This window comes from Nocardioides sp. (assembly GCF_035576065.1).
GTDB lineage: Bacteria > Actinomycetota > Actinomycetes > Propionibacteriales > Nocardioidaceae > Nocardioides.
The window spans coordinates 1-18,130 of sequence record NZ_DATLWX010000015.1 but is presented as its reverse complement, the minus strand read 5'-3'; the positions used below and the strand labels follow the sequence as shown (position 1 = coordinate 18,130).

Genomic DNA, 18,130 nt, shown 5'->3' with positions numbered 1-18,130 from the left:
ACGAGAACTACGATCGTCGCGTGAACGATGACGCCTCCGAGATCGAGCGTGAGCTCGCGGCCCCGGTCGAACAGGACCCCGCGCAAGACCAGGCCGAGCCGGGGACCTCCAGCGATGCTCTTTCGGTGCCCGGCGCCCAGGGCGGTTTGGAGAAGCGGGCCACCCGAGGCGCGCTGGGCCGACCCCACGGGATCGTCGCAGCGCTGGACGCCCAGTCGCGGTTGACGAAGATGCTCGCCGGACCTCAGTTCAACAGCTCGCTCATGAGTCAGGTGGCCGGGGCCGAGAAGCTCCTAGAGCGGTTCGCAAAGATGAATCGCCCCTGGCCCGATCAAACCCTGATCGCGAAGATCACCGCCCTGCAGACTGCCCGCACCCTGGGGATCAGCTCACAGTTCTCAGACGTGATGCGAGCCCACGAGCTCGTTGTCGGGGCGTCGTACGCGAAGTCCTTCACCGGGTTGCAGAAGCAGGCGCTGATCACCGACCGTCTGCTGGCCGGATTCCAGGTCGAGCCGTTGATGGCCGCCCTGATGATCTCGGCCAAGCCCGTGATCCGCTTCGACTCCTGGCTGAAGGTGATCGATGTGCAGTCCCCCGTGGGGTGGGCCGCCGCAGAGACACACAGCTTCGCCATCAACGGGCTGGTCGCCCGCGACTCGCTCCTCGTGGAGGAGGACGACCAGGATGAGTTCGACGTGGTCGTCGAGATTATCGAGACCGAGATCATCGCGCCGTGGCGGGCAGCTCGCGACGCCAGCGGTCACGCGCTCTACATCCGGGTGGGCAAGCACGACACGACCGCGGTCGCGCTATTGCAAGAGGGCTGGCACAACATCGGGCAGCCCGGACCTGCGGCGTTGTCATCGGCCAGCAACGCCTCCCTCGAGGCGCTGAGTCGGACCCTGCGTGCCGTGGCACCCGACGACGCGGTCCGCCTGTGGGCGGCCGGAGACGGTGGCCTGGCAGTGGAGGAGATCGAGCAGGACGGTCGCATCACGCGCAGTGCACGGGTCCGCTTCCTGATGCGAGGCCGCAAGAAGGAGCGGAAGCTCGTGCTGTCTCAGATCCAGGCCCTGGATGCGTCGGTGGGGGAGCTCATCAGCCGGCTCAACGCTGGCAAGCACGCATCGGTGGGGGACATGCACACGGCTCAGACGAACCTGATGGTCACCGAGGCGGTGCTGTCCGCGTTGTTGCCCAACGTCGACTAGCTGGACGCGGCCTCGCGGCGTCGAAGCTCGTCTTGGTTCCGGTCGGGCCGTTCCTCCATCTGCCGCATCACAGGGGCGTCCCCGGATGCCGACTGCCCGGCCCGGATCTAATGGCTTCTACCGAGCCGGTTTGACAGGCTTGGTTCTGGTAGCGGCTAGCAGGTCAGCACTCTTCGGATCTGACTTTTGAGGTCTTGCGGCAGACCGTGCGCCTGCTGGTCGTGAGGAGGCGAAACCGCTGCTGGGATGTTGTGCCCCGTGAGGTCTGCGGTGAGCACTTGACCATTAGATCGCTGGCTGCCTCTTCCGCGCTGCCGAGGGTGTCTGCACCGTGCAGACCCGAGAGGGGAGCGCTGATGTTGTTCGTGGGAGATGACTGGGCAGAGGGCCATCACGACATCGAGATCGTCGATGACGACGGAAAGATGTTGGCCCGGCGACGGTTGCCCGAGGGCCTCGAGGGAATCACGAGGCTGCACTCGCTGATCGCGGCGCAGATGCCTGATGACTGGGTCGATCGCGATCCCGCTGAGGCCGCTGGGTTGGTGAAGGTCGGCATCGAGACCGACCGCGGGTCCTGGGTCGCTGCGCTGGTCGCGGCCGGCTACGAGGTCTTCGCGGTCAACCCGCTCTCGGTGGCCCGCTATCGCGAGCGGCACTCCACCTCGGGAGCGAAGTCTGATGCTGCTGATGCGCACCTGTTGGCCGAGATGGTCCGCCTGGACCGTGCCCACCATCGACCGGTCGCTGAGGACACCGACCTGGGTGAGGCGATCAAGCTGACCGCTCGCACCCACCAGTCGCTGATCTGGGACCGGAGCCGTCACGTGGCCCGGCTGCGCTCGACGTTGCGGGAGTACTTTCCCGCAGCCCTGTTGGCCTTTGAGGACCTGGACGCACCCGATGCCCTGGAGCTGCTGGCCAGGGCACCGGAGCCCGACCAGGCCGCCCGGCTCAGCGCGACGGTGATCACCGCGGCTCTCAAGCGCGCCCGCCGGCGTCGCGTCGATGAGAGGGCACAACGGCTGAGGAAGATCTTTGCCGCACCCGAGCTGCGCCAGCCGCTGGTGCTGCAGGCCGCCTACGCCGCGGTCGTGGCCAGCGAGGTCGCGGTCATCACCGCGCTCAACACCCAGATCGACCGGCTCGGGGCGGTGGTGGGCGAACATTTTGGCGGGCACCGGGACGCTGAGATCTATCTCAGCCTGCCCGGCCTCGGTGTGATCCTCGGCGCCCGGATCCTGGGAGAGTTCGGCGACGACCCGGACCGCTACGCCGATGCGAAATCGCGTAAGAACTACGCCGGCACCTCACCAGTGACCAAGGCTTCTGGCACCAAGAAAGTCGTCATCGCCCGCTACGCCCGCAACCGCAGGCTCGGCGACGCCCTCCAGCAGTGGGCGTTCTGCTCACTGCGCGGATCACCGGGAGCAACGGCCTACTACCACCAGCTCCGCGACCGCAAGATTGGCCACGAGGCCGCGCTCCGCCAGCTCGCCAACCGCTTCGTCGGCATCCTCCACGGCTGCCTGAAGACCCACACGGCCTACGACGAACACACTGCCTGGGCACACCACTCCACGACCGCTGCTTGACTTCTAAGAACCTGGGATGTCTGCCGCGATGAGTGCGTCTTTCCGCCGCCTTTGGGGTATCCCCGACTCGACGTCTCGCGGGCGGTGCCGCCCTGCCCGTCGGCGCACGGTGCGCACCTGACTCCTGAGCCCGGCGTCGTCTGGGAGGCAATCCTCAGGAGTCAGCATGTCAATTCCCACCCAGATGAGTCTGGTCGGCTTCATCGTGTCCCCACCGGAACTGCACTTCACCTCCGCTGGCAAGGAACATACCCGCGTCCGGGTCGGGGTCGAGCAGTGGCGCCACGAAGCAGACGGCGAGCCCACCAAACTCGACCCGAGCTACCACGACATGGTCGCGTTCGAGCGCACAGCACGCGAGACGTACGCCCGGTTCCGGCCCGGTGACTGCTTCGTGGCCAGCGGGTACGTCCACGAGTATGAGGTCGACAAGCCCGGCGGCAGCGTGATCAAGGAAGAGTTCGTGGCCCGCAAGATCGGCCACAACGCCAACCGCACCAACTACACCGTCGAACGCACCCGCCGCGTCGCTCCCCCGCAGCCCGCCGCCGTACCGGCGCCCCATCCCCCGGCAGTCGGATTCTGACGGAGCCCTTCATGGAGTACTACGACTCCGAGCCGAGCGTCGAGGGTGGCAACTACCCGAACGTGGCCCGTTTGTTCGGCGAACCGCCGACGCCGATCAACTGGAACATCCTCACCGCCGACGAGGCCGACTTCGCCTGGCACGACCTCGACCACTACCTCAAGTGGCTCAAGGCCGCCTACGGACTCGCGCCGGCCATCCTGCCGCCGTACTGGCACGCCCACGACGAACTCGTCTGGGAACTCTCCGCCCTGCACACCGACTGGCTCGCCTGCTACCACGAGACCGCCTCACCCTCGGCGCCGATCGGTTGGATGCGCGACTTCGGCGAATCTAAGCACCGGCTCCGCGAGTGGGTCTCCACGAGTGGCACGCGCCTCGACCGCGACCGACCCACCAGGCAGACCCCCTGGCCCGGCGAACCCGACGAGCCCACCCGGGGTGAGGTGGTGATCATCGACCGCGACCTGGAGTTCGAGGAGTTCGTCCGCCAAGACGTCCTGCGCCGACGCCGGATCGAAGCCCAGGTCGCCCAGACCCTCAGCGCCTGACCACGAAGCGGCCCAACACCCCCACAGGCGACTGCCTCTCCACAGGTTCCACCCTGACCACCTTCAAGCCCGGCAAGGCAGGACGACGATCGAACCACTCCACTGAAAGGAGCCAGGCAATGCTTCTCTCCCACGCCCGCACCCTGTGCGACGCACGCTCCGCACTCGCCGTGCTGGCCGACCGCGCCATCAGCAGCGACGCGTCATCGGCGTACGAGCAGGTCTTGATCACCCTCGATGTCATCCACGGCGACGAGGCGCCCGCGATCGACACCTACGGCCTGCCCGAGGAGCACGACCGGCTCCTCGCCATCGCCTCCACCGCGTTGGAGCGGTTGAAGTCTCACGGCGTCGACGACCTGCACGTCGAACTACTCCTCGCCATGCTCGATGACGCGACCGAGTTGGACGTCATCTGATGTACGGCGAGACCGGAGCCGCCATGCGCACCGAGCTCGCCGGGCTGCTCGAGCAGCATCGCATCCAGCACCGCCTCGGAGAGGCCCTCGGGCAACGCACACACGCCGGTGAGGTCATCCAGCAGTACCGCCACAGCGTGCTCGTGTGGTGCACCCAGGCCATGCAGGTTGCGACACCGATGGTCTTCTCCAACGTGCGGCCTCGGGTGCATGATCCCTTCCGGACCACCGAGCAGAACGGCGCGGCCCGCGAACTCGCCCGCGCCCTTGAACATGCCACGGCCTCCTCGACCGTCGGCCCGGCGCCGCTCCCCCTGATCACCGCACCGCAGGAGAACCCGGTGGTCGAGCATTGGCGCCAAGCCGCACGCGCCGCCGTCCTCGCCGAGCACGACACCAACCCAACCGTCACGGGCCAGATCACCGCAGCCCAAGCCCAAGCACTGGTCGCCGACGTCGCCGCCACCACCCAGGCCCTCGTGGTCCTGGACAAGCGCTACCGCAAACTGCCGGGCTGGACCACCCTGCCCAACCCCGCCCAACTCGGCTGGTCCGCGCTCGCGGCCGCGATCGACGCCAACCTCAAGACACCTGACTACAGCATCGACGCCGAAGGGTGGCGCCCAAGGGTCAAACTGCTCCGCGGGCCGACCCGTCCCGGGATCCTCGGCGTCCTCCAGGCCGAGCACAACCTGCTGATCCGACTCCAAGCGTTCCCCCACGTCGCGAACCTACGCCTGGTTGCCGACTCCCAACGCCACATCTCCCGCCAACTGACCCCCCAGGCCGCCCGGGTCGACGAAACCCTTGCCGCACGTTGGGAGCAACGCGCCGACAACTACGAGCTCATCCGCCAACAACTACGCGACATCGGCTCACTGCTCGGCACCGGAGACCTCGCCGCTGTCGAAGCCGCCAAGATCGTCAGCCGGCTCAAGAACGTCCCAGCCGACAGGATCATCGAGCCCCGAACCCTGGCCGCGTTCCAGACCCTCTACGACAAGATCGACCAACGCATCGCCGACATCGTCGAGGAAGGCCTCGAACGCCGCGTCTTCACCCAGCGCGTGACCCTGCCGCGCCTCGACACTGGGAGAGGAGCCCTCGCCGCGCCCGTCCGCGAACGACACCGCACCATCACGAACGCCGACGACCTCGACGTCGTACGCACCGTCAGGGAGCAACTGCGACCCCCGACAGACACACAACTCACCGGACCCGGCGACTCCCGAGCGGACCTGCACGCAGCCGTCGCCCGCCCACTTGCGTCCAGTCGCAGGGTCGAGGCACGCGAGCTCTGACCGAGCAGTTACGCCGGCGGGGGTGCGGGTCAACCGATCCGCCGACAACCGCTCGACCACCGCCGCCCTCGAACGACTTCGCCGGTGCCCGCTGCACACCTCAGCAGTGACCACAGCCAACAAGGAAGCCTCAATGACTACCAAGCGCACGCCATCAATCCCCGAGCAGCGGACCACGTCCGCGTTCCTCACCATCGAGGAGGCCGCCGAGTTCATGTCGATGTCCTGCATCACCATTCGCCGCCACATCGGCCAGGGCTCGATCCCGGCCTACAAGTGCGGTAAGCGGCTCATCCGGATCCGCCGCGAAGACCTCGAAGCCGCCATGAAGCGCATCCCGACGACCGGCCAATGACCTCGCGATAGGACACGTATAGGACACGGAGCCGAAATGACAACCGCCTCCGACCCGGCGTTTTCGCAGGTCAGAGGCGGTTTTAGTCTCGGTGGGCGATACTGGGTTCGAACCAGTGACCTCTTCGGTGTGAACGAAGCGCGCTACCACTGCGCCAATCGCCCGTGTGGTGCCGCGCAGACTCTACAGGTCGACGCCGGCCGTCATGAAACCGGCTTGCTGCGGGACTCGTCGGAGGCCTCGTCGTGCGCTTTGTCGGCCGAGCGGGACAGCGCTGCGACTGCCTCGGGATGACCGTGGAAGCGTCGGTAGCTGTAGATGATCAGGGCGAGCGCGATCACGGCGGACGCGATTTGCGTGATGGCCGTCCAGATGCCGCCGGGCAGCCACCACGACTCGGCGAAGGGCCACCAGCCGGGTGCGGGCGGGCTCAGCATCCACAGGACCCCGAAGCCGAGGAGGGAGATGACACCCATCAGGGAGAGCACGATGCGCGGCCAGGTCTCGACGCTCTCAGCCGCGCCCTGCAGCGCCTTGAGCCGGACCGGCTCGACGCGGCGTTCGGCCCAGTCGTACTGCTGGGACAGCAGCGCGAGTCCGGCGAAGATCCCCAGCAGTCCCGGTCCGGGAAGGAAGATCGCCGCCACCCCGGCCAGGAGCAGCACCCAGCCGAGCGTCTCGAGCACCACACGCTTCGCAGCGCCGGTCCCTGGGACGCCCATCAGACTGCCTCTACGCCTGCGCGGACCCGATTGTCGGGCTTGGTGATCACCCGATGACCCTACCGGGGAGTGCTAAACGACCCATATTTCCTCAAAAGCACAACCAATCTGTGTACGAGCCGTCACCATTACGAGTGGAAGCAGTTGAGAAGACCACAAACCCCCCTCTCGGAATCACCCGGCCCCCGCCGGAGTCCTAGGAGTCCCGATGAGCCATCCCCTCGTTGCAGATGTTGCGTTGGACGTCAGGCTGGAGTGCCTGGATGAGACCGGCCGTGGTCACCACCTCCAGAGCGTGATGGCCTACCACCGTCAGGACCCGTTCGCGATCACGATGACGTTCCTGACACCTGATGAGTCGTTGACCTGGACATTCGGTCGCGAGCTGCTCATCGACGGCCTGCGGAGGACCTCGGGAGACGGAGATGTCAGCATCGCGCCCGCCGTCAGCCCGACCGGACAGCGAGTCGTCCTCATCACCCTCAGCTCCCCGGACGGCCGCCTCATCCTCCAGGCCCGACAGAGCCAGATCGCCGAGTTCGTCGAGCGGTCCCTGGTCGTGGTGCCGCTCGGGGCAGAGGTCGAGAACCTCGACATCGACGCACTGGTCAGCCAGCTCCTCAGCTGAGTCGCCAGCCCAAGGCGGACTCACGAGTGGTGCTGTGCCTCCCAGGAGGCGTGAAGTCCGGCGTACACACTGCCGGCCTGCTTGACCAGCTCCGCGTGCGGACCGCGCTGGACGACGCGCCCCCGATCGACGACGACGACCTCGTCGGCATTCTCGGCCGTCGAGAGCCTGTGCGCGATGGTCACCGAGGTGCGTGACTGCATCAACCGCTCCAGTGCGCGCCCGATCCGCATCTCCAGATGCGGGTCCACCGCGCTCGTCGCCTCGTCCAGGACGAGCAGGTCGGGGTCGGCAAGGTGGGCCCGCAGCAGGGCCACGAGCTGCCGCTCGCCGGCGGAGAGCGAGTCGCCTCGCTGGCCGACCATGGTGTCGAGGCCGCGAGGGAGGCCATCGATCCAGTCCCGAAGACCCAGCTCGTCGGCAGACTCCAGGATCTCCTGCCTGCTCGCGTCGAGCTTGCCGTAGCGGACGTTGGCCGCGATGGAGTCGTCGAACAGGAAGCCCTCCTGCGGGACGAGCACGACGCTCTTGCGCAGCGAGTGCGCCGCGATGGTTCGCACGTCCATGCCGTCCAGCAGCACCGCGCCCGACCGGGGGTCCATCAAGCGGGTGAGCAGCTTGGCGAAGGTGGACTTCCCCGACCCCGTCTCCCCCACGATGGCGACGCGCGTCCCGGCGTCGATGTGCATCGACACCTCCCGCAACACGTCGGGTCCGTCGGGGTAGGCGAAGCTCACGTCGTCGAAGGTGACGTCGATCGGCCCGCGCGGCAGCTGCTGCGCATCGGGACCGGGGTCGGTGAGGTCGGCGGGCGTCTCGAGGATGCCGATCACGCGGCGCCAGCTGACGATCGCGTTCTGTGCATCGGTGAGGATCTGGGTGCCCATCTGGACCGGCCCGACGAACAACGTCACGAGGAACGCGAACGCCAAGACCTTGCCCGCGGTCATGTCCGTGGTGAAGCCGAGCAGGACCCCGACGATCAGCACTCCGGCGTTGGCGACTCCGGCCGAGATGCCGCCCAGGGAGAACGAGACGACCGTGAAGCGCTGCGCGCGTGTGCTGGCGGACTTGAACTCGTCGATGGCGGAGTCGATCCGAGCCTGTGTGCGGTCCTCGACGGCGTACGAGCGAACGGTTGCCGCACCGACGACCGGCTCGCTGATCGCACCCAGGAGCACGCCGACCTGGTGCCGGACGACCGTGTAGGCCTGCGAAAGCTTCCGCTGGAAGTAGCGGATCGACAGGAACAGCGGCGCGAAGCTCAGCCACACGACCAGGGCCAGCTCCCAGCTGTAGATGGCCATGATGATCGTGGCCACCAGCATCTGGCCCACGCTGACCACCAGGATCAGCCCCCCGAACACGAGGAACTGGCTCACCTGGTCGACGTCACTCGTCACCCTCGACACCAGGGCACCGCGACGCTCGGTGTTCTGCGTCAGCAACGGCAGGTCGTGGACATGGCGGAAGGCCTTGACCCGCAGCGTGGCCAGGCCCCGCTCCGAGGTGGTGAACAGGCGCTTGGTCATGAGGTACGACGCCACGCTTGTCACCGCGATCGCGACTGCTGCCGCCAGCCCGAGCCAGACGACGAACGCCACGCGCGGGCCATCGGGGCCGTTGAGGCCCCGGTCCAGCGTCTGCTGGACGGCGATGGGCACCACCACCTGGCCGCACGACGCGATCACGGCGAGCAGCAGGGTGACACCGATGCCCTCGCGCAACTCGGGCGAGATCGCCACGCCGCGGCGCAGGGTCTCCATGGCGCCGATGCCCTCCCCGGAGTCCATCTGGGTGTTGCTGGCAGCCAGGTCGTCTGCGTCGGTCGCGGGAGTCGTGATGGTGCTCATGGGCGTTCCTCGTGGGCTGCCTGCTCGTAGGCGTTGACCAGACGGGCGTAGGCGGGGCTGCGGTCCAGGAGCTCAGCGTGGGTGCCGCGGTCAGCGATCTGGCCGTCGGCGAGGTGGATCACCTCGTCAGCCAGACCGATCGTCGCCTTCCGGTAGGCAACGACGACCAGCGTGCTGTCCTTCTCGCTCTGGCGCAGCGTGGCCAGGATCCGAGCCTCCACCTCGGGGTCGACCGCGGAGGTCGCGTCATCGAGGATCAGCAGCCGCGGGTGCCGGACCAGCGCCCGCGCCAAGGACAACCGCTGACACTGTCCGCCGGACAGAGACGTCCCACGCTCTCCGAGCTGGGTGTCCAGGCCGGAGCCCAGGGCAGCGACGAAGCCGTCGGCCTGTGCGGCTCGCAAGGCGGCCCAGACCTCGTCGTCACCGATGTCGTCACCCAGGGTCACGTTGCCCCGGACGGTGTCGTCGAAGAGGAACGCCGTCTGCGGCACGAGGGCGACCGATCCGGCTAGTGCACCCTTGGCCAGATCGCGGAGGTCGTTGCCGTCGATCCGGATCCGGCCGGCGTCCGGGTCGACCAACCGCGTCATCAGACCGGTCAGGGTGCTCTTGCCGGATGCGGTCTGGCCCACGACGGCGACCGTGCGGCCGGGCTCGACGTCGAAGCTCACGCCCTGGAGCAGCGGGTTGTCCGGGTCGTAGGCGTAGTGGAGGTCGTCGACCTCCAGGCGAGCACCTCGCGAGGCGTCGCTCATGCGCTCGTCGCCGTACGTCATGGAACCGGTCGCCGCCAGCACGGCCTCCGTCCGACGGAAGCCGACCACGCTGCGAGGGAACTCGCCGAGCAGCCACCCGATGGCGCGGATCGGGAAGGAGACGATGGTGAGGAGGTAAGCCACGGTCACCACGTCGCCGGCATCGGTGGCGCCGCTCATGACCCGGCTGACACCGACCGCGAGCACGACCAGGACCCCGACATTGGGCAGCGAGGCCAGCGTGGGGTCGAAGGCGGCACGGATGGCGCCCGCCCGGATGTTGACGTCGCGCAGCTCGTGGGCCTTCACCCGGAACCGGTCGGTCTCCTCCGTCTCCCGGCCCAGGGTCTTGACCACCATCGCCCCGTCGAACGACTCGTGGGCGATCTCGCTGACTTCGGCCCGGAGTCCCTGGGCGTGGGTCATGAGCGGTGAGGCGAGGCGCTGGTAGGCCAGGTTGGCGACCACGACGGCGGGAAAGACCAGGAGGCCGACGATGGCCAGGACGAGGTCTGCCAGCAGCATCTGGACCACCGCGATCACCATCATCACGACCGTCCCCAGCGCCATGGGGAGCGGCGCGATGGGCGCCCAGGCAGCCTCGACGTCGGAGTAGGCGTTGGAGAGCAGCTGCCCGGTCGGGTGGCGTTGGTGCCACTCCATCGGCAGGGTCAGGTATTGCCGCGTCACGGCCCGTCGGGTGTGCGCCTGCATGCGGTATTGCATGATCCCGGCGCCCAGACGGCGGGCGACGATCCCGACGGCACGCAGGATGGCGACGCCGACGAAGAGGCCCAGCACGGCCCAGAGCAGGCCGGCGCCGATCTCGCCGTCCCTGAAGGCAGGGATGACCACGTTGTCGGTGGCCCAGCCCAGCACCCACGCGTCGGCGACGGTGAGGACCGCGAACAACACCGAACCGATCGTGGACAGGACGAAGATGCCTGGTTCGCGTCGGATGGCGTGACCCAGCACGGCGAAGCCTTCGCGGGTGGTCGAGCCCTGGAGCACCGCCTGGTCGTCACTCACCCGTGGTTGCCTCGCTCCTCGTCGCGTCGTGGGGCTCGCCTCTGGGAACCCGCCTCCGAGGTGCCCAACACCCCGCCTTCGCAGGTTATGCCGGGCCACCGACAGCGGCCCAATTCGATGCGCGCCCGATCCCGTGCTTCAGGCGCGGATGCGGGACAGGAAGGCGCGCGTGCGCTCCTGCTGGGGTGCGCCGATGACCTGAGCGGGCGTCCCCGTCTCGTGGACCACACCGTCGTGCAGGAAGCAGACGGTGTCGGCGACGTCACGGGCGAACCCCATCTCGTGGGTGTTGAGCACCATGGTCACTCCCTCCGCCTTGAGGTCGGACAGCAGGTCGAGCACCTCACCGACGAGCTCCGGGTCGAGCGCCGAGGTCACCTCGTCCAACAGCATCAGCTGCGGGTTCGCCACCAGGGCCCGGGCGATCGCAACCCGTTGCTGCTGGCCGCCCGAGAGGTCGTCGGGCCGCGCCCTGGCCTTCTCAGCCAGGCCCACCCGGTCGAGCATCGCGAGGCCGCGCGACTCGGCCTCCGCGGTGGCGATGCCGTGCACCTTGCGCAGAGCGAGCGTCACGTTGCCGAGCACGCTCAGGTGCGGGAACAAGTTGTAGGCCTGGAACACCAGGCCCATCCGCGAACGCACCCGATCGCCGTCGACCCGGGGGTCGGTGATGTCCTCGCCCTCGAAGGTGATGACCCCGTCATCCACGGTCTCGAGCAGGTTGGCGCAGCGCAGAAGAGTGGACTTGCCCGAGCCCGAGGCCCCGATGAGCACGACGCACTCGCCGCGGCCCACCCTCAGGTCGACGCCGCTCAGCACCACGTTGGAGCCGAACGCCTTCCGGACTCCGCTCATCTCGAGCACGGTGTCGCTCAGGCTCACAGCATCCTTTGATGAGCTCGGTCGCTCGCTCGTTCCTCGCTCGTCTCCGTCACTCACAACATCCCCCCCGCCCCGTGGAAGCCCTGCTTGCGCGCGAACCAGTCCGTCAGCCGCGCCATCGGCACGGTCAGACAGATGAACAGGAAGCCCGCAACAACGTACGGCGTGTAGTTGAAGTCACGGGCCGTCTCGATCTGCGCGGCCCGGATGGCGTCGATGACGGTGCCGAGCACAGCGATCAGCCCGGAGTCCTTCTGCAGGGACGCGAGGTCGTTCATCAGCGCGGGCAGCACCCGTCGCCACGCCTGCGGCAGGACGACGTGGCGCAAGGTCTGCGCATAGGTCAGCCCCAGCGCCCGCCCCGCCAGCCGCTGCGACTGGTGGACCGACTCGATGCCGGCGCGAAAGACCTCGGCGACGTAGGCCGAGTACGACAAGACCAAGGACGCGCAGCCCCAGAAGAGCGCGCTGCGCGGCATCCCGGTGAGGTCGAGCGCCGGCCCGCCGAAGCCGAGCAGAAAGATGACGAGCAGCAGGGGCAGGCCACGGAACACATCGACGTACACCGTGCCGAGGAGGCGCAGCGGGAACGCGAGCGGACCCCGGGTCGTGCGCATCACCGCGACGGTCAGGCTGACGATCACGATCGCGACCGCCGAGATCGCCATGATCTTGACGTTCATCCAGAGGCCGGCTGCCACTGCGGGGAAGGAGTCGACCGCCTTGTCCCAGTTGAAGTAGGTCTCGTGGACCCGCTCCCACCCGGGCGAGGTGATCACCAGCGTGCCGACCACGCCGAAGACCAGGAGCGTGCTGGCCGCCGCGATCGCCGTGCTCCGCGCGGCCTGGCGACGCCGCCAGCTCTCACGTTCGAGCTGGATCGTGGACGGCTGCCAGTCGTCGACAGCCACCGACCTGGTCATCAACGCTGGGCCATCAGGAGAGCTCGGGAGCGCCCTGCTGCTCCAGCCACTCAGAAGCGATCTCGTCGAGCGTGCCGTCCTCCCGGAGTGCGTCCACCGCCTGGGTGACGCAGTCGGTCAGTGGGCTGTCCTTGTCGAGCACCGCGCCGAACTGCTCGACCTCGCCGTCGGGCAGCGGAAGCTGGCCGACGATGGTGCCCTTGTCCAGCTGGACGGCGGTCATGAAGTAGGCGGTCGGGAGGTCGACGACGATGCCGTCGATCTGGCCGTTGTTCAGCGCCTGCACGGCCTGGTCGTTGGTGTCGAAGGCGGCCGCCTGCTCGGTGGAACCGATGACCTCGCTGATCGCGTTGTAGCTGGTCGTGCCCACCTGCCCGCCGAGCTTGGCGTCGGCCAGCTCGGCCAGCGAGGTGGCTCCCTCGATGGGGCTGCCCTCGTTGGTGATGACCGTCTGCCGCACGTCGTAGTAGCCGCTCGAGAAGTCGACGGCCTTCTTGCGCTGCTCGGTGATCGAGACCTGGTTGACGTCGAAGTCGAACTTCTTCTCCCCGGGGCTCACGACCGCGTTGAACGGCACCGTCACCCACTCGACCTCGTCCTCGGCGTATCCGAGCTGCTCGGCGATGGCGTAGGCCACCGCGGACTCGTAGCCCTGGCCGTTGGTGGGGTCGTCGTCGATGAACCACGGCTCGTACGCCGGGGAGTCGGTGCCGACCGTCAGGGTGTCGGCTGCGAGGGTCTCGAGGTTGTCCTTCGTGCAGTCCTCGGCCGCGGCGCTCTCCGAGCTGTCAGAGGACGGGTCACTCGCCGCATCGTCGGCCTCGTCGCGCGGCGCACCACACGATGTCAGCGCCAGGAGCAGGGCGAGGGGGGCAGTGGCGGCGAGGGTGCTGGCGATGGTGCGCATGGACCGAATCGTAGGCTCCACCCGTCCCGGAAACACGCAGCATCTCAACGGACGGTGTGACCAGCCCCGGCGAGACCCGCCTTGACGTCACTGATGCGCAACGTCCCGAAGTGGAAGACCGTCGCTGCCAGCACCGCGTCGGCACCGGCATCGACGGCCGGCGCGAAGTGCTCGACCCGACCCGCTCCCCCACTGGCGATGACGGGAATGGACACCTCGCGGCGTACGGCGCGGATCAGCTCGAGGTCGAACCCGTCCTGGGTGCCGTCGGCGTCCATCGCGTTGAGCAGGATCTCACCGGCGCCGAGCTCCGCGGCGCGCGCCGCCCACTCGATCGCGTCCAGCCCGGCGCTCTTGCGGCCACCGTGGGTGGTGACCTCGAACCCGGAGTCCGTGGGGGCGCGTCGTGCATCGACCGACAGCACCAGCACCTGGTTGCCGAAGCGGTCCGCGACCTCCGCGATCAGCTCGGGCCGGTGGATCGCCGCGGTGTTCATCGCGACCTTGTCCGCCCCCGCGCGGAGCAGCCGGTCGACGTCGGCCACGCTGCTCACTCCCCCGCCCACGGTCAGTGGGATGAAGACCTCCTCGGCGCAGCGTGACACGACCTCCATGGTGGTCGCGCGGCCCTCGTGGGAGGCGGAGATGTCGAGGAAGGTCAGCTCGTCGGCACCCTCGGCGTCGTAGGCCCGCGCCAGCTCGACCGGGTCCCCGGCGTCGCGGACATCGACGAAGTTGATGCCCTTGACCACTCGACCGTCATCGACGTCGAGGCAGGGAATGACGCGGATGGCGAGGGTCATGCGAGGCCCTTCGGCAACGTCAGCGCCAAGGCGTCCTCGAGGGTGAAACGACCTTCGTAGAGTGCCGTCCCGGCGATCGCGCCCTCCACACCGACCGGCACCAGCTCCATCAACGCACGGATGTCGTCGAGCGTGGTGACTCCCCCGCTCGCGACGACGGGCCGCTCGGTCATCGCGCAGACGTCCCTGAGCAGCTCGAGGTTGGGGCCCTGGAGCATGCCGTCCTTGTTGACGTCGGTCACGACGTAGCGCGCGCAGCCCTCGGAGTCGAGGCGGGCCAGCACGTCGTAGAGGTCGCCGCCCTCCCGGGTCCACCCGCGCGCGGCCAGCGTGCGGCCACGGACGTCGAGGCCGACGGCCACCCGGTCGCCGTACTCGGCGATCGCCCGGGCGCACCACTCCGGCTGCTCGAGGGCGGCGGTGCCGATGTTGACCCGGCGACATCCCGTCGCCATCGCGGCCTGCAGCGACTCGTCGTCGCGTATGCCCCCACTCATCTCGACCTGGATGTCGAGCGCCCCGACGATCTTCGCCTGGAGCTCGCGGTTGTGCCCGTGGCCGAACGCAGCGTCGAGGTCGACGAGGTGGATCCACTCCGCTCCCGCCTCCTGCCAGCGCAGGGCCGCCTCGACCGGGTCGCCGAAACGCTTCTCCGAACCGTCGACGCCCTGGACCAGCTGGACGGCCTGGCCGCCCTTGATGTCCACGGCAGGGAGGAGTTCGAGGTAGTCGCTCATGACACGATCCTAGGAGTCGTGTGTGTCGTCTTCCCTGACAGGGACCGCCAGGCAAGCCACGAGCTCTTCTCCGGCCGGATCGAGGAACAGCTGGAAGAAGTGGCCGCCGGGCCCACCGTCGACCGCCCCGATCCTGAGGCTGGCGTGGCTGGTCCGATCCAACCTGTCGGCTGCGTCGTCGGCACCAACGGCGGCGATCTCGTGGTCGCGCAGGTGCTCGGCCCGACTTCGATAGATGTCGCGGAGTGCCGCCGTGGGGACGCTGCCGGGGTGCAGGTCCAGTGCAGCACCTTCGAGAAGTGCGTGGCGACAGAGCGCCGCCGCTTCGCCAGCATCCTCCAACGCGGCGAGGAGGTGTTCGCGATCCATGCCGTCAGTCTGGCGCAGGGACCGGCAGCGCGGTAACAGGGGAGCCACGCTCTCGCGTGCGGGTTGCCCCAGACGAGCTGGTCGTTGCCACGACCTCCCCGACAGAGTCGTCTTCGGCGACCTGTCGAGCCTCCCCGCGGGCGGGGACAGCCCCTTCGAACCGGAGTCGTTCAACCTCGAGTTCGGGAGCCACTGGACCCCGCCACGGCGCTACCGCTGATCGGCGGAGCCGCCCGCCCGCCCGCCGGACCGACCGGACGTCCGACGATCAGGTTGTCTCGAGAGGCGCTTCGTCGGACGTCCCGCCTGACGTCCGACACGCTGGCTGTCAAGGTGACCACCGCCGCCTTGCACGTCACGCTCAGACGCTCGTGCGCGCACCGTCTGTCCCGAGAACCTCAGCACAGGGGCAGGAGGGTATGGCAGGCGTCGAGGTTCGCGATTCGGATGTCGTCCCTCCGTCGCGGTTCCCAGGCTTCCCGGGTCAGCCTCCACCGCTGAGACAGGGCGGGCTCGCCGCGCCGAGTCGACCAGTCCGTCCCGTTCGGCTCGTAGCCGAGGCGCCGCGAGACTGCGTTGGAGCCGGGGTTGTCCACGAAGGCGTCGCTCCCGGCCTCGCGAGCACCCAGCCCGTCGAAGGCGAGGTGGAGAACGGCTTCGCGCATCTCCCCGCCGAGCCCCTGCCCGCGGAGGTCCGACGACAGCCAGGAGAAGGTCGTGACCGTGCCGAGGGCGGCGAAGTCGACGCCGTCCAACGACTGCTCGCCGACGGCCCGACCGTCCACCATGACCACGAAGTAGAGCCGCCAGGCATCGGGCTCCGCGCTGCCACGACGACGCCAGATGGCGCGCAGCCATCTGGCGACGCGGAGGTCAGGGTCCGTCTCGTAGAAGGACATCGGGTCGTCGTACGGCGCAGGCTCGGCCTCGGTCTTCCCGGCTCGGACGAGATCGGCGAGCTCGTCGAGGAGCTCGTCCGTGGCGCCACGGAGCTCCAGCCGAGGCGTCTCCACCCGCACGTCGAGCAATGGGTAGTTCCTCACGGCACGCTCATTGCGGCGAGCTCCAGGTTCGAGCCCCACACCCCGTCGGCCACCTCGGTCGGCATCCGGCAGACTCTGTCAGGTGCGGCCAACCAGCGCAATCACGTTAGGCCGGAGCCAGGGCTCAGCTGTCGACCACGAGCCCGGTTAAGCCCAACGTGAACACAATCCAGATGCCGAAGGAGGAACCCACATCACCTTGGTCACCCTCTAGGGCCAGCCACGTAGCACACGCGACAAGAGTGATCGGCAAGAACGTTGAAGCAGTCGCAACGACAGTCACGCGGGGCGAACGGCCATCACAAGGTCGGCAACAGCGCTCATGTCCTGATGGCTCCGCATGGCACCGTCCGCCGCCACCACGGCACGCACATCGGCTACTTGTTCTATTGACCCACGACCGGTGCCTGGCGAGGCTCGGTCCAGGTACCCGGGTCGTCGCTCTCACATCGGCTGCCCTCGACTCGTCGTGTGGCTCTCATTTGGCCTGCGTGACCCGGGTGCCGACCTATGAGCGGGAGAGGCTCGAGAGGGGTTTGCCTAGCTCGAAGTAGCGGTGCCCTCCCGGCTCGACAACCACATCGGATCGAGTGTCGGGAGGAACGCAATGGAGCAGGACGCACAGCGGGTCGTGATCGGGATGGATCCGCACAAGAGGTCGGTGACGATCGAAGTCATGACGGCAGACGAGACCGTGGTCGGTGGCGGCCGGTTCGGCACCGACATCGCTGGCTACCGGTCGATGCTCGAAGTCGTGCGGCGGTGGCCAGACCGGGTCTGGGCGATCGAGGGCTGCCGCGGCATTGGGCGCCACGTTGCATTGCGGCTGCTAGCCGATGGCCAGGAGGTTGTCGACGTCCCGCCGAAGCTGTCGGCACGAGCCAGGGTGTTCTCGACCGGTCAGGGCCGCAAGACCGACGCCACCGACGCGCACTCGGTTGCGTTGGTCGGGACCCGCATGGCCGGACTTCGACCGGTGGTCGACGACCAGCAACTGGCCGTGCTCAGGGTCCTGGGCGACCGTCGTCGGTCACTGGGCGAGGACCACACCCGGATGATCAGCCAGTTGCACCAGCTCTTGCTCGAGCTGATCCCGGGCGGGGCAAAGAAGGACCTCTCCGCAGCACAGGCCAAGGCGCTGCTCGCCAAGGTCCGACCGCGCGACGCCGCAGGCAAGGCGCGCCGCCGGGTCGCCGCGGAGCTCATCGCCGACCTCGAGCGGATCTACGCCCGGAAGAAGGCGGCCGACAAGGAACTCAAAGAGCTGGTCGCGGCCACCGGGACCAGCCTGATGGACCTCAACGGCATCGGCCCGGACAGAGCCCCGCAGGGTGGTGGGCTTTGAGGTGGTCCTCGGTGCCCTACTCGCCGCTCTCGATGGCGGCGTGATCACCAGTATCCACGGTCTCGTTGAGCATCGCCATGGACTCTTCTGAGAGGTAGCGGCGGTCGCCG

The 18,130-nt window shown here is 68.2% G+C and carries 19 protein-coding genes and 1 tRNA gene; 9 read left to right on the top strand and 11 right to left on the bottom strand.

The window, feature by feature from the left end:
• The first annotated feature begins 20 nt into the window (after window positions 1-20).
• The 7 genes from VNJ48_RS07745 (at window position 21) to VNJ48_RS07715 (ending at window position 6,021) form a co-directional block, all read left to right on the top strand.
• Window positions 21-1,214, top strand: a complete 1,194-nt coding sequence (locus VNJ48_RS07745) for a hypothetical protein (protein WP_325600764.1) — start codon at window positions 21-23, stop codon at window positions 1,212-1,214.
• Window positions 1,215-1,570: 356 nt separating this feature from the next.
• Complete coding sequence (locus VNJ48_RS07740) at window positions 1,571-2,809, top strand: IS110 family transposase (protein ID WP_325600762.1); 1,239 nt, start codon at window positions 1,571-1,573, stop codon at window positions 2,807-2,809.
• A 166-nt stretch (window positions 2,810-2,975) separates the two neighbouring features.
• Window positions 2,976-3,395: a single-stranded DNA-binding protein gene (locus VNJ48_RS07735; protein ID WP_325600760.1), complete on the top strand. Its 420-nt coding sequence runs from the start codon at window positions 2,976-2,978 to the stop codon at window positions 3,393-3,395.
• 11 nt (window positions 3,396-3,406) lie between these two features.
• Window positions 3,407-3,946, top strand: a complete 540-nt coding sequence (locus tag VNJ48_RS07730) for a hypothetical protein (protein WP_325600758.1) — start codon at window positions 3,407-3,409, stop codon at window positions 3,944-3,946.
• Window positions 3,947-4,065: 119 nt separating this feature from the next.
• The gene (locus tag VNJ48_RS07725) at window positions 4,066-4,365 is read left to right on the top strand and encodes a hypothetical protein (protein ID WP_325600756.1); all 300 of its coding nucleotides are present in this window, start codon (window positions 4,066-4,068) and stop codon (window positions 4,363-4,365) included.
• Window positions 4,365-5,666 carry a hypothetical protein gene (locus tag VNJ48_RS07720; RefSeq protein ID WP_325600754.1) on the top strand — a complete coding sequence of 434 codons (1,302 nt, stop codon included), beginning with the start codon at window positions 4,365-4,367 and terminating at the stop codon, window positions 5,664-5,666. Before VNJ48_RS07725 ends, VNJ48_RS07720 begins: the two co-directional genes overlap by 1 nt.
• A gap of 133 nt (window positions 5,667-5,799) precedes the next feature.
• Window positions 5,800-6,021 carry an excisionase family DNA-binding protein gene (locus tag VNJ48_RS07715; RefSeq protein WP_325600752.1) on the top strand — a complete coding sequence of 74 codons (222 nt, stop codon included), beginning with the start codon at window positions 5,800-5,802 and terminating at the stop codon, window positions 6,019-6,021.
• Between the two features lie 92 nt (window positions 6,022-6,113).
• On the opposite strand, the gene VNJ48_RS07710 is transcribed toward VNJ48_RS07715, so the two are convergent.
• Both VNJ48_RS07710 and VNJ48_RS07705 read right to left on the bottom strand, forming a co-directional pair.
• Window positions 6,114-6,185 (bottom strand) — tRNA-Val (locus VNJ48_RS07710).
• Between the two features lie 39 nt (window positions 6,186-6,224).
• Window positions 6,225-6,743, bottom strand: coding sequence for a PGPGW domain-containing protein (locus VNJ48_RS07705; RefSeq protein WP_325600750.1), 519 nt, complete (start codon window positions 6,741-6,743; stop codon window positions 6,225-6,227).
• Window positions 6,744-6,951: 208 nt separating this feature from the next.
• Here VNJ48_RS07705 and VNJ48_RS07700 point away from each other — a divergent pair, with 208 nt between their 5' ends.
• Window positions 6,952-7,371 (top strand): SsgA family sporulation/cell division regulator, encoded by a 420-nt coding sequence (locus tag VNJ48_RS07700; protein ID WP_325600748.1) that lies wholly within the window; start codon window positions 6,952-6,954, stop codon window positions 7,369-7,371.
• 20 nt (window positions 7,372-7,391) lie between these two features.
• Here the strand turns inward: VNJ48_RS07700 and VNJ48_RS07695 are convergent, their stop codons facing one another.
• The 9 genes from VNJ48_RS07695 to VNJ48_RS07655 form a co-directional block, all read right to left on the bottom strand.
• Window positions 7,392-9,224 (bottom strand): ABC transporter ATP-binding protein, encoded by a 1,833-nt coding sequence (locus VNJ48_RS07695; RefSeq protein WP_325600746.1) that lies wholly within the window; start codon window positions 9,222-9,224, stop codon window positions 7,392-7,394.
• A complete protein-coding gene (locus VNJ48_RS07690) occupies window positions 9,221-11,011 on the bottom strand; it encodes an ABC transporter ATP-binding protein (protein ID WP_325600744.1) in 1,791 nt (596 codons plus the stop codon). The genes VNJ48_RS07695 and VNJ48_RS07690 overlap by 4 nt, the downstream gene beginning before the upstream one ends.
• 138 nt (window positions 11,012-11,149) lie before the next feature.
• Window positions 11,150-11,866, bottom strand: coding sequence for an amino acid ABC transporter ATP-binding protein (locus VNJ48_RS07685; RefSeq protein WP_325600742.1), 717 nt, complete (start codon window positions 11,864-11,866; stop codon window positions 11,150-11,152).
• A gap of 80 nt (window positions 11,867-11,946) precedes the next feature.
• The gene (locus VNJ48_RS07680; protein WP_325600740.1) at window positions 11,947-12,816 is read right to left on the bottom strand and encodes an amino acid ABC transporter permease; all 870 of its coding nucleotides are present in this window, start codon (window positions 12,814-12,816) and stop codon (window positions 11,947-11,949) included.
• Window positions 12,817-12,829: 13 nt separating this feature from the next.
• The gene (locus VNJ48_RS07675; RefSeq protein WP_325600738.1) at window positions 12,830-13,723 is read right to left on the bottom strand and encodes an ABC transporter substrate-binding protein; all 894 of its coding nucleotides are present in this window, start codon (window positions 13,721-13,723) and stop codon (window positions 12,830-12,832) included.
• A gap of 44 nt (window positions 13,724-13,767) precedes the next feature.
• Window positions 13,768-14,526 carry an imidazole glycerol phosphate synthase subunit HisF gene (gene hisF, locus VNJ48_RS07670; protein WP_325600736.1) on the bottom strand — a complete coding sequence of 253 codons (759 nt, stop codon included), beginning with the start codon at window positions 14,524-14,526 and terminating at the stop codon, window positions 13,768-13,770.
• Window positions 14,523-15,263, bottom strand: a complete 741-nt coding sequence (gene priA / locus VNJ48_RS07665) for a bifunctional 1-(5-phosphoribosyl)-5-((5-phosphoribosylamino)methylideneamino)imidazole-4-carboxamide isomerase/phosphoribosylanthranilate isomerase PriA (protein WP_325600734.1) — start codon at window positions 15,261-15,263, stop codon at window positions 14,523-14,525. The genes hisF and priA overlap by 4 nt, the downstream gene beginning before the upstream one ends.
• A gap of 9 nt (window positions 15,264-15,272) precedes the next feature.
• A complete protein-coding gene (locus VNJ48_RS07660) occupies window positions 15,273-15,632 on the bottom strand; it encodes a hypothetical protein (RefSeq protein WP_325600732.1) in 360 nt (119 codons plus the stop codon).
• Between the two features lie 398 nt (window positions 15,633-16,030).
• Window positions 16,031-16,675 (bottom strand): GNAT family protein, encoded by a 645-nt coding sequence (locus VNJ48_RS07655; RefSeq protein WP_325600730.1) that lies wholly within the window; start codon window positions 16,673-16,675, stop codon window positions 16,031-16,033.
• Between the two features lie 607 nt (window positions 16,676-17,282).
• Here VNJ48_RS07655 and VNJ48_RS07650 point away from each other — a divergent pair.
• On the top strand, window positions 17,283-18,020 hold the full coding sequence (locus tag VNJ48_RS07650) for an IS110 family transposase (protein ID WP_325600728.1): 738 nt from the start codon (window positions 17,283-17,285) through the stop codon (window positions 18,018-18,020).
• Window positions 18,021-18,130 lie beyond the last annotated feature (110 nt).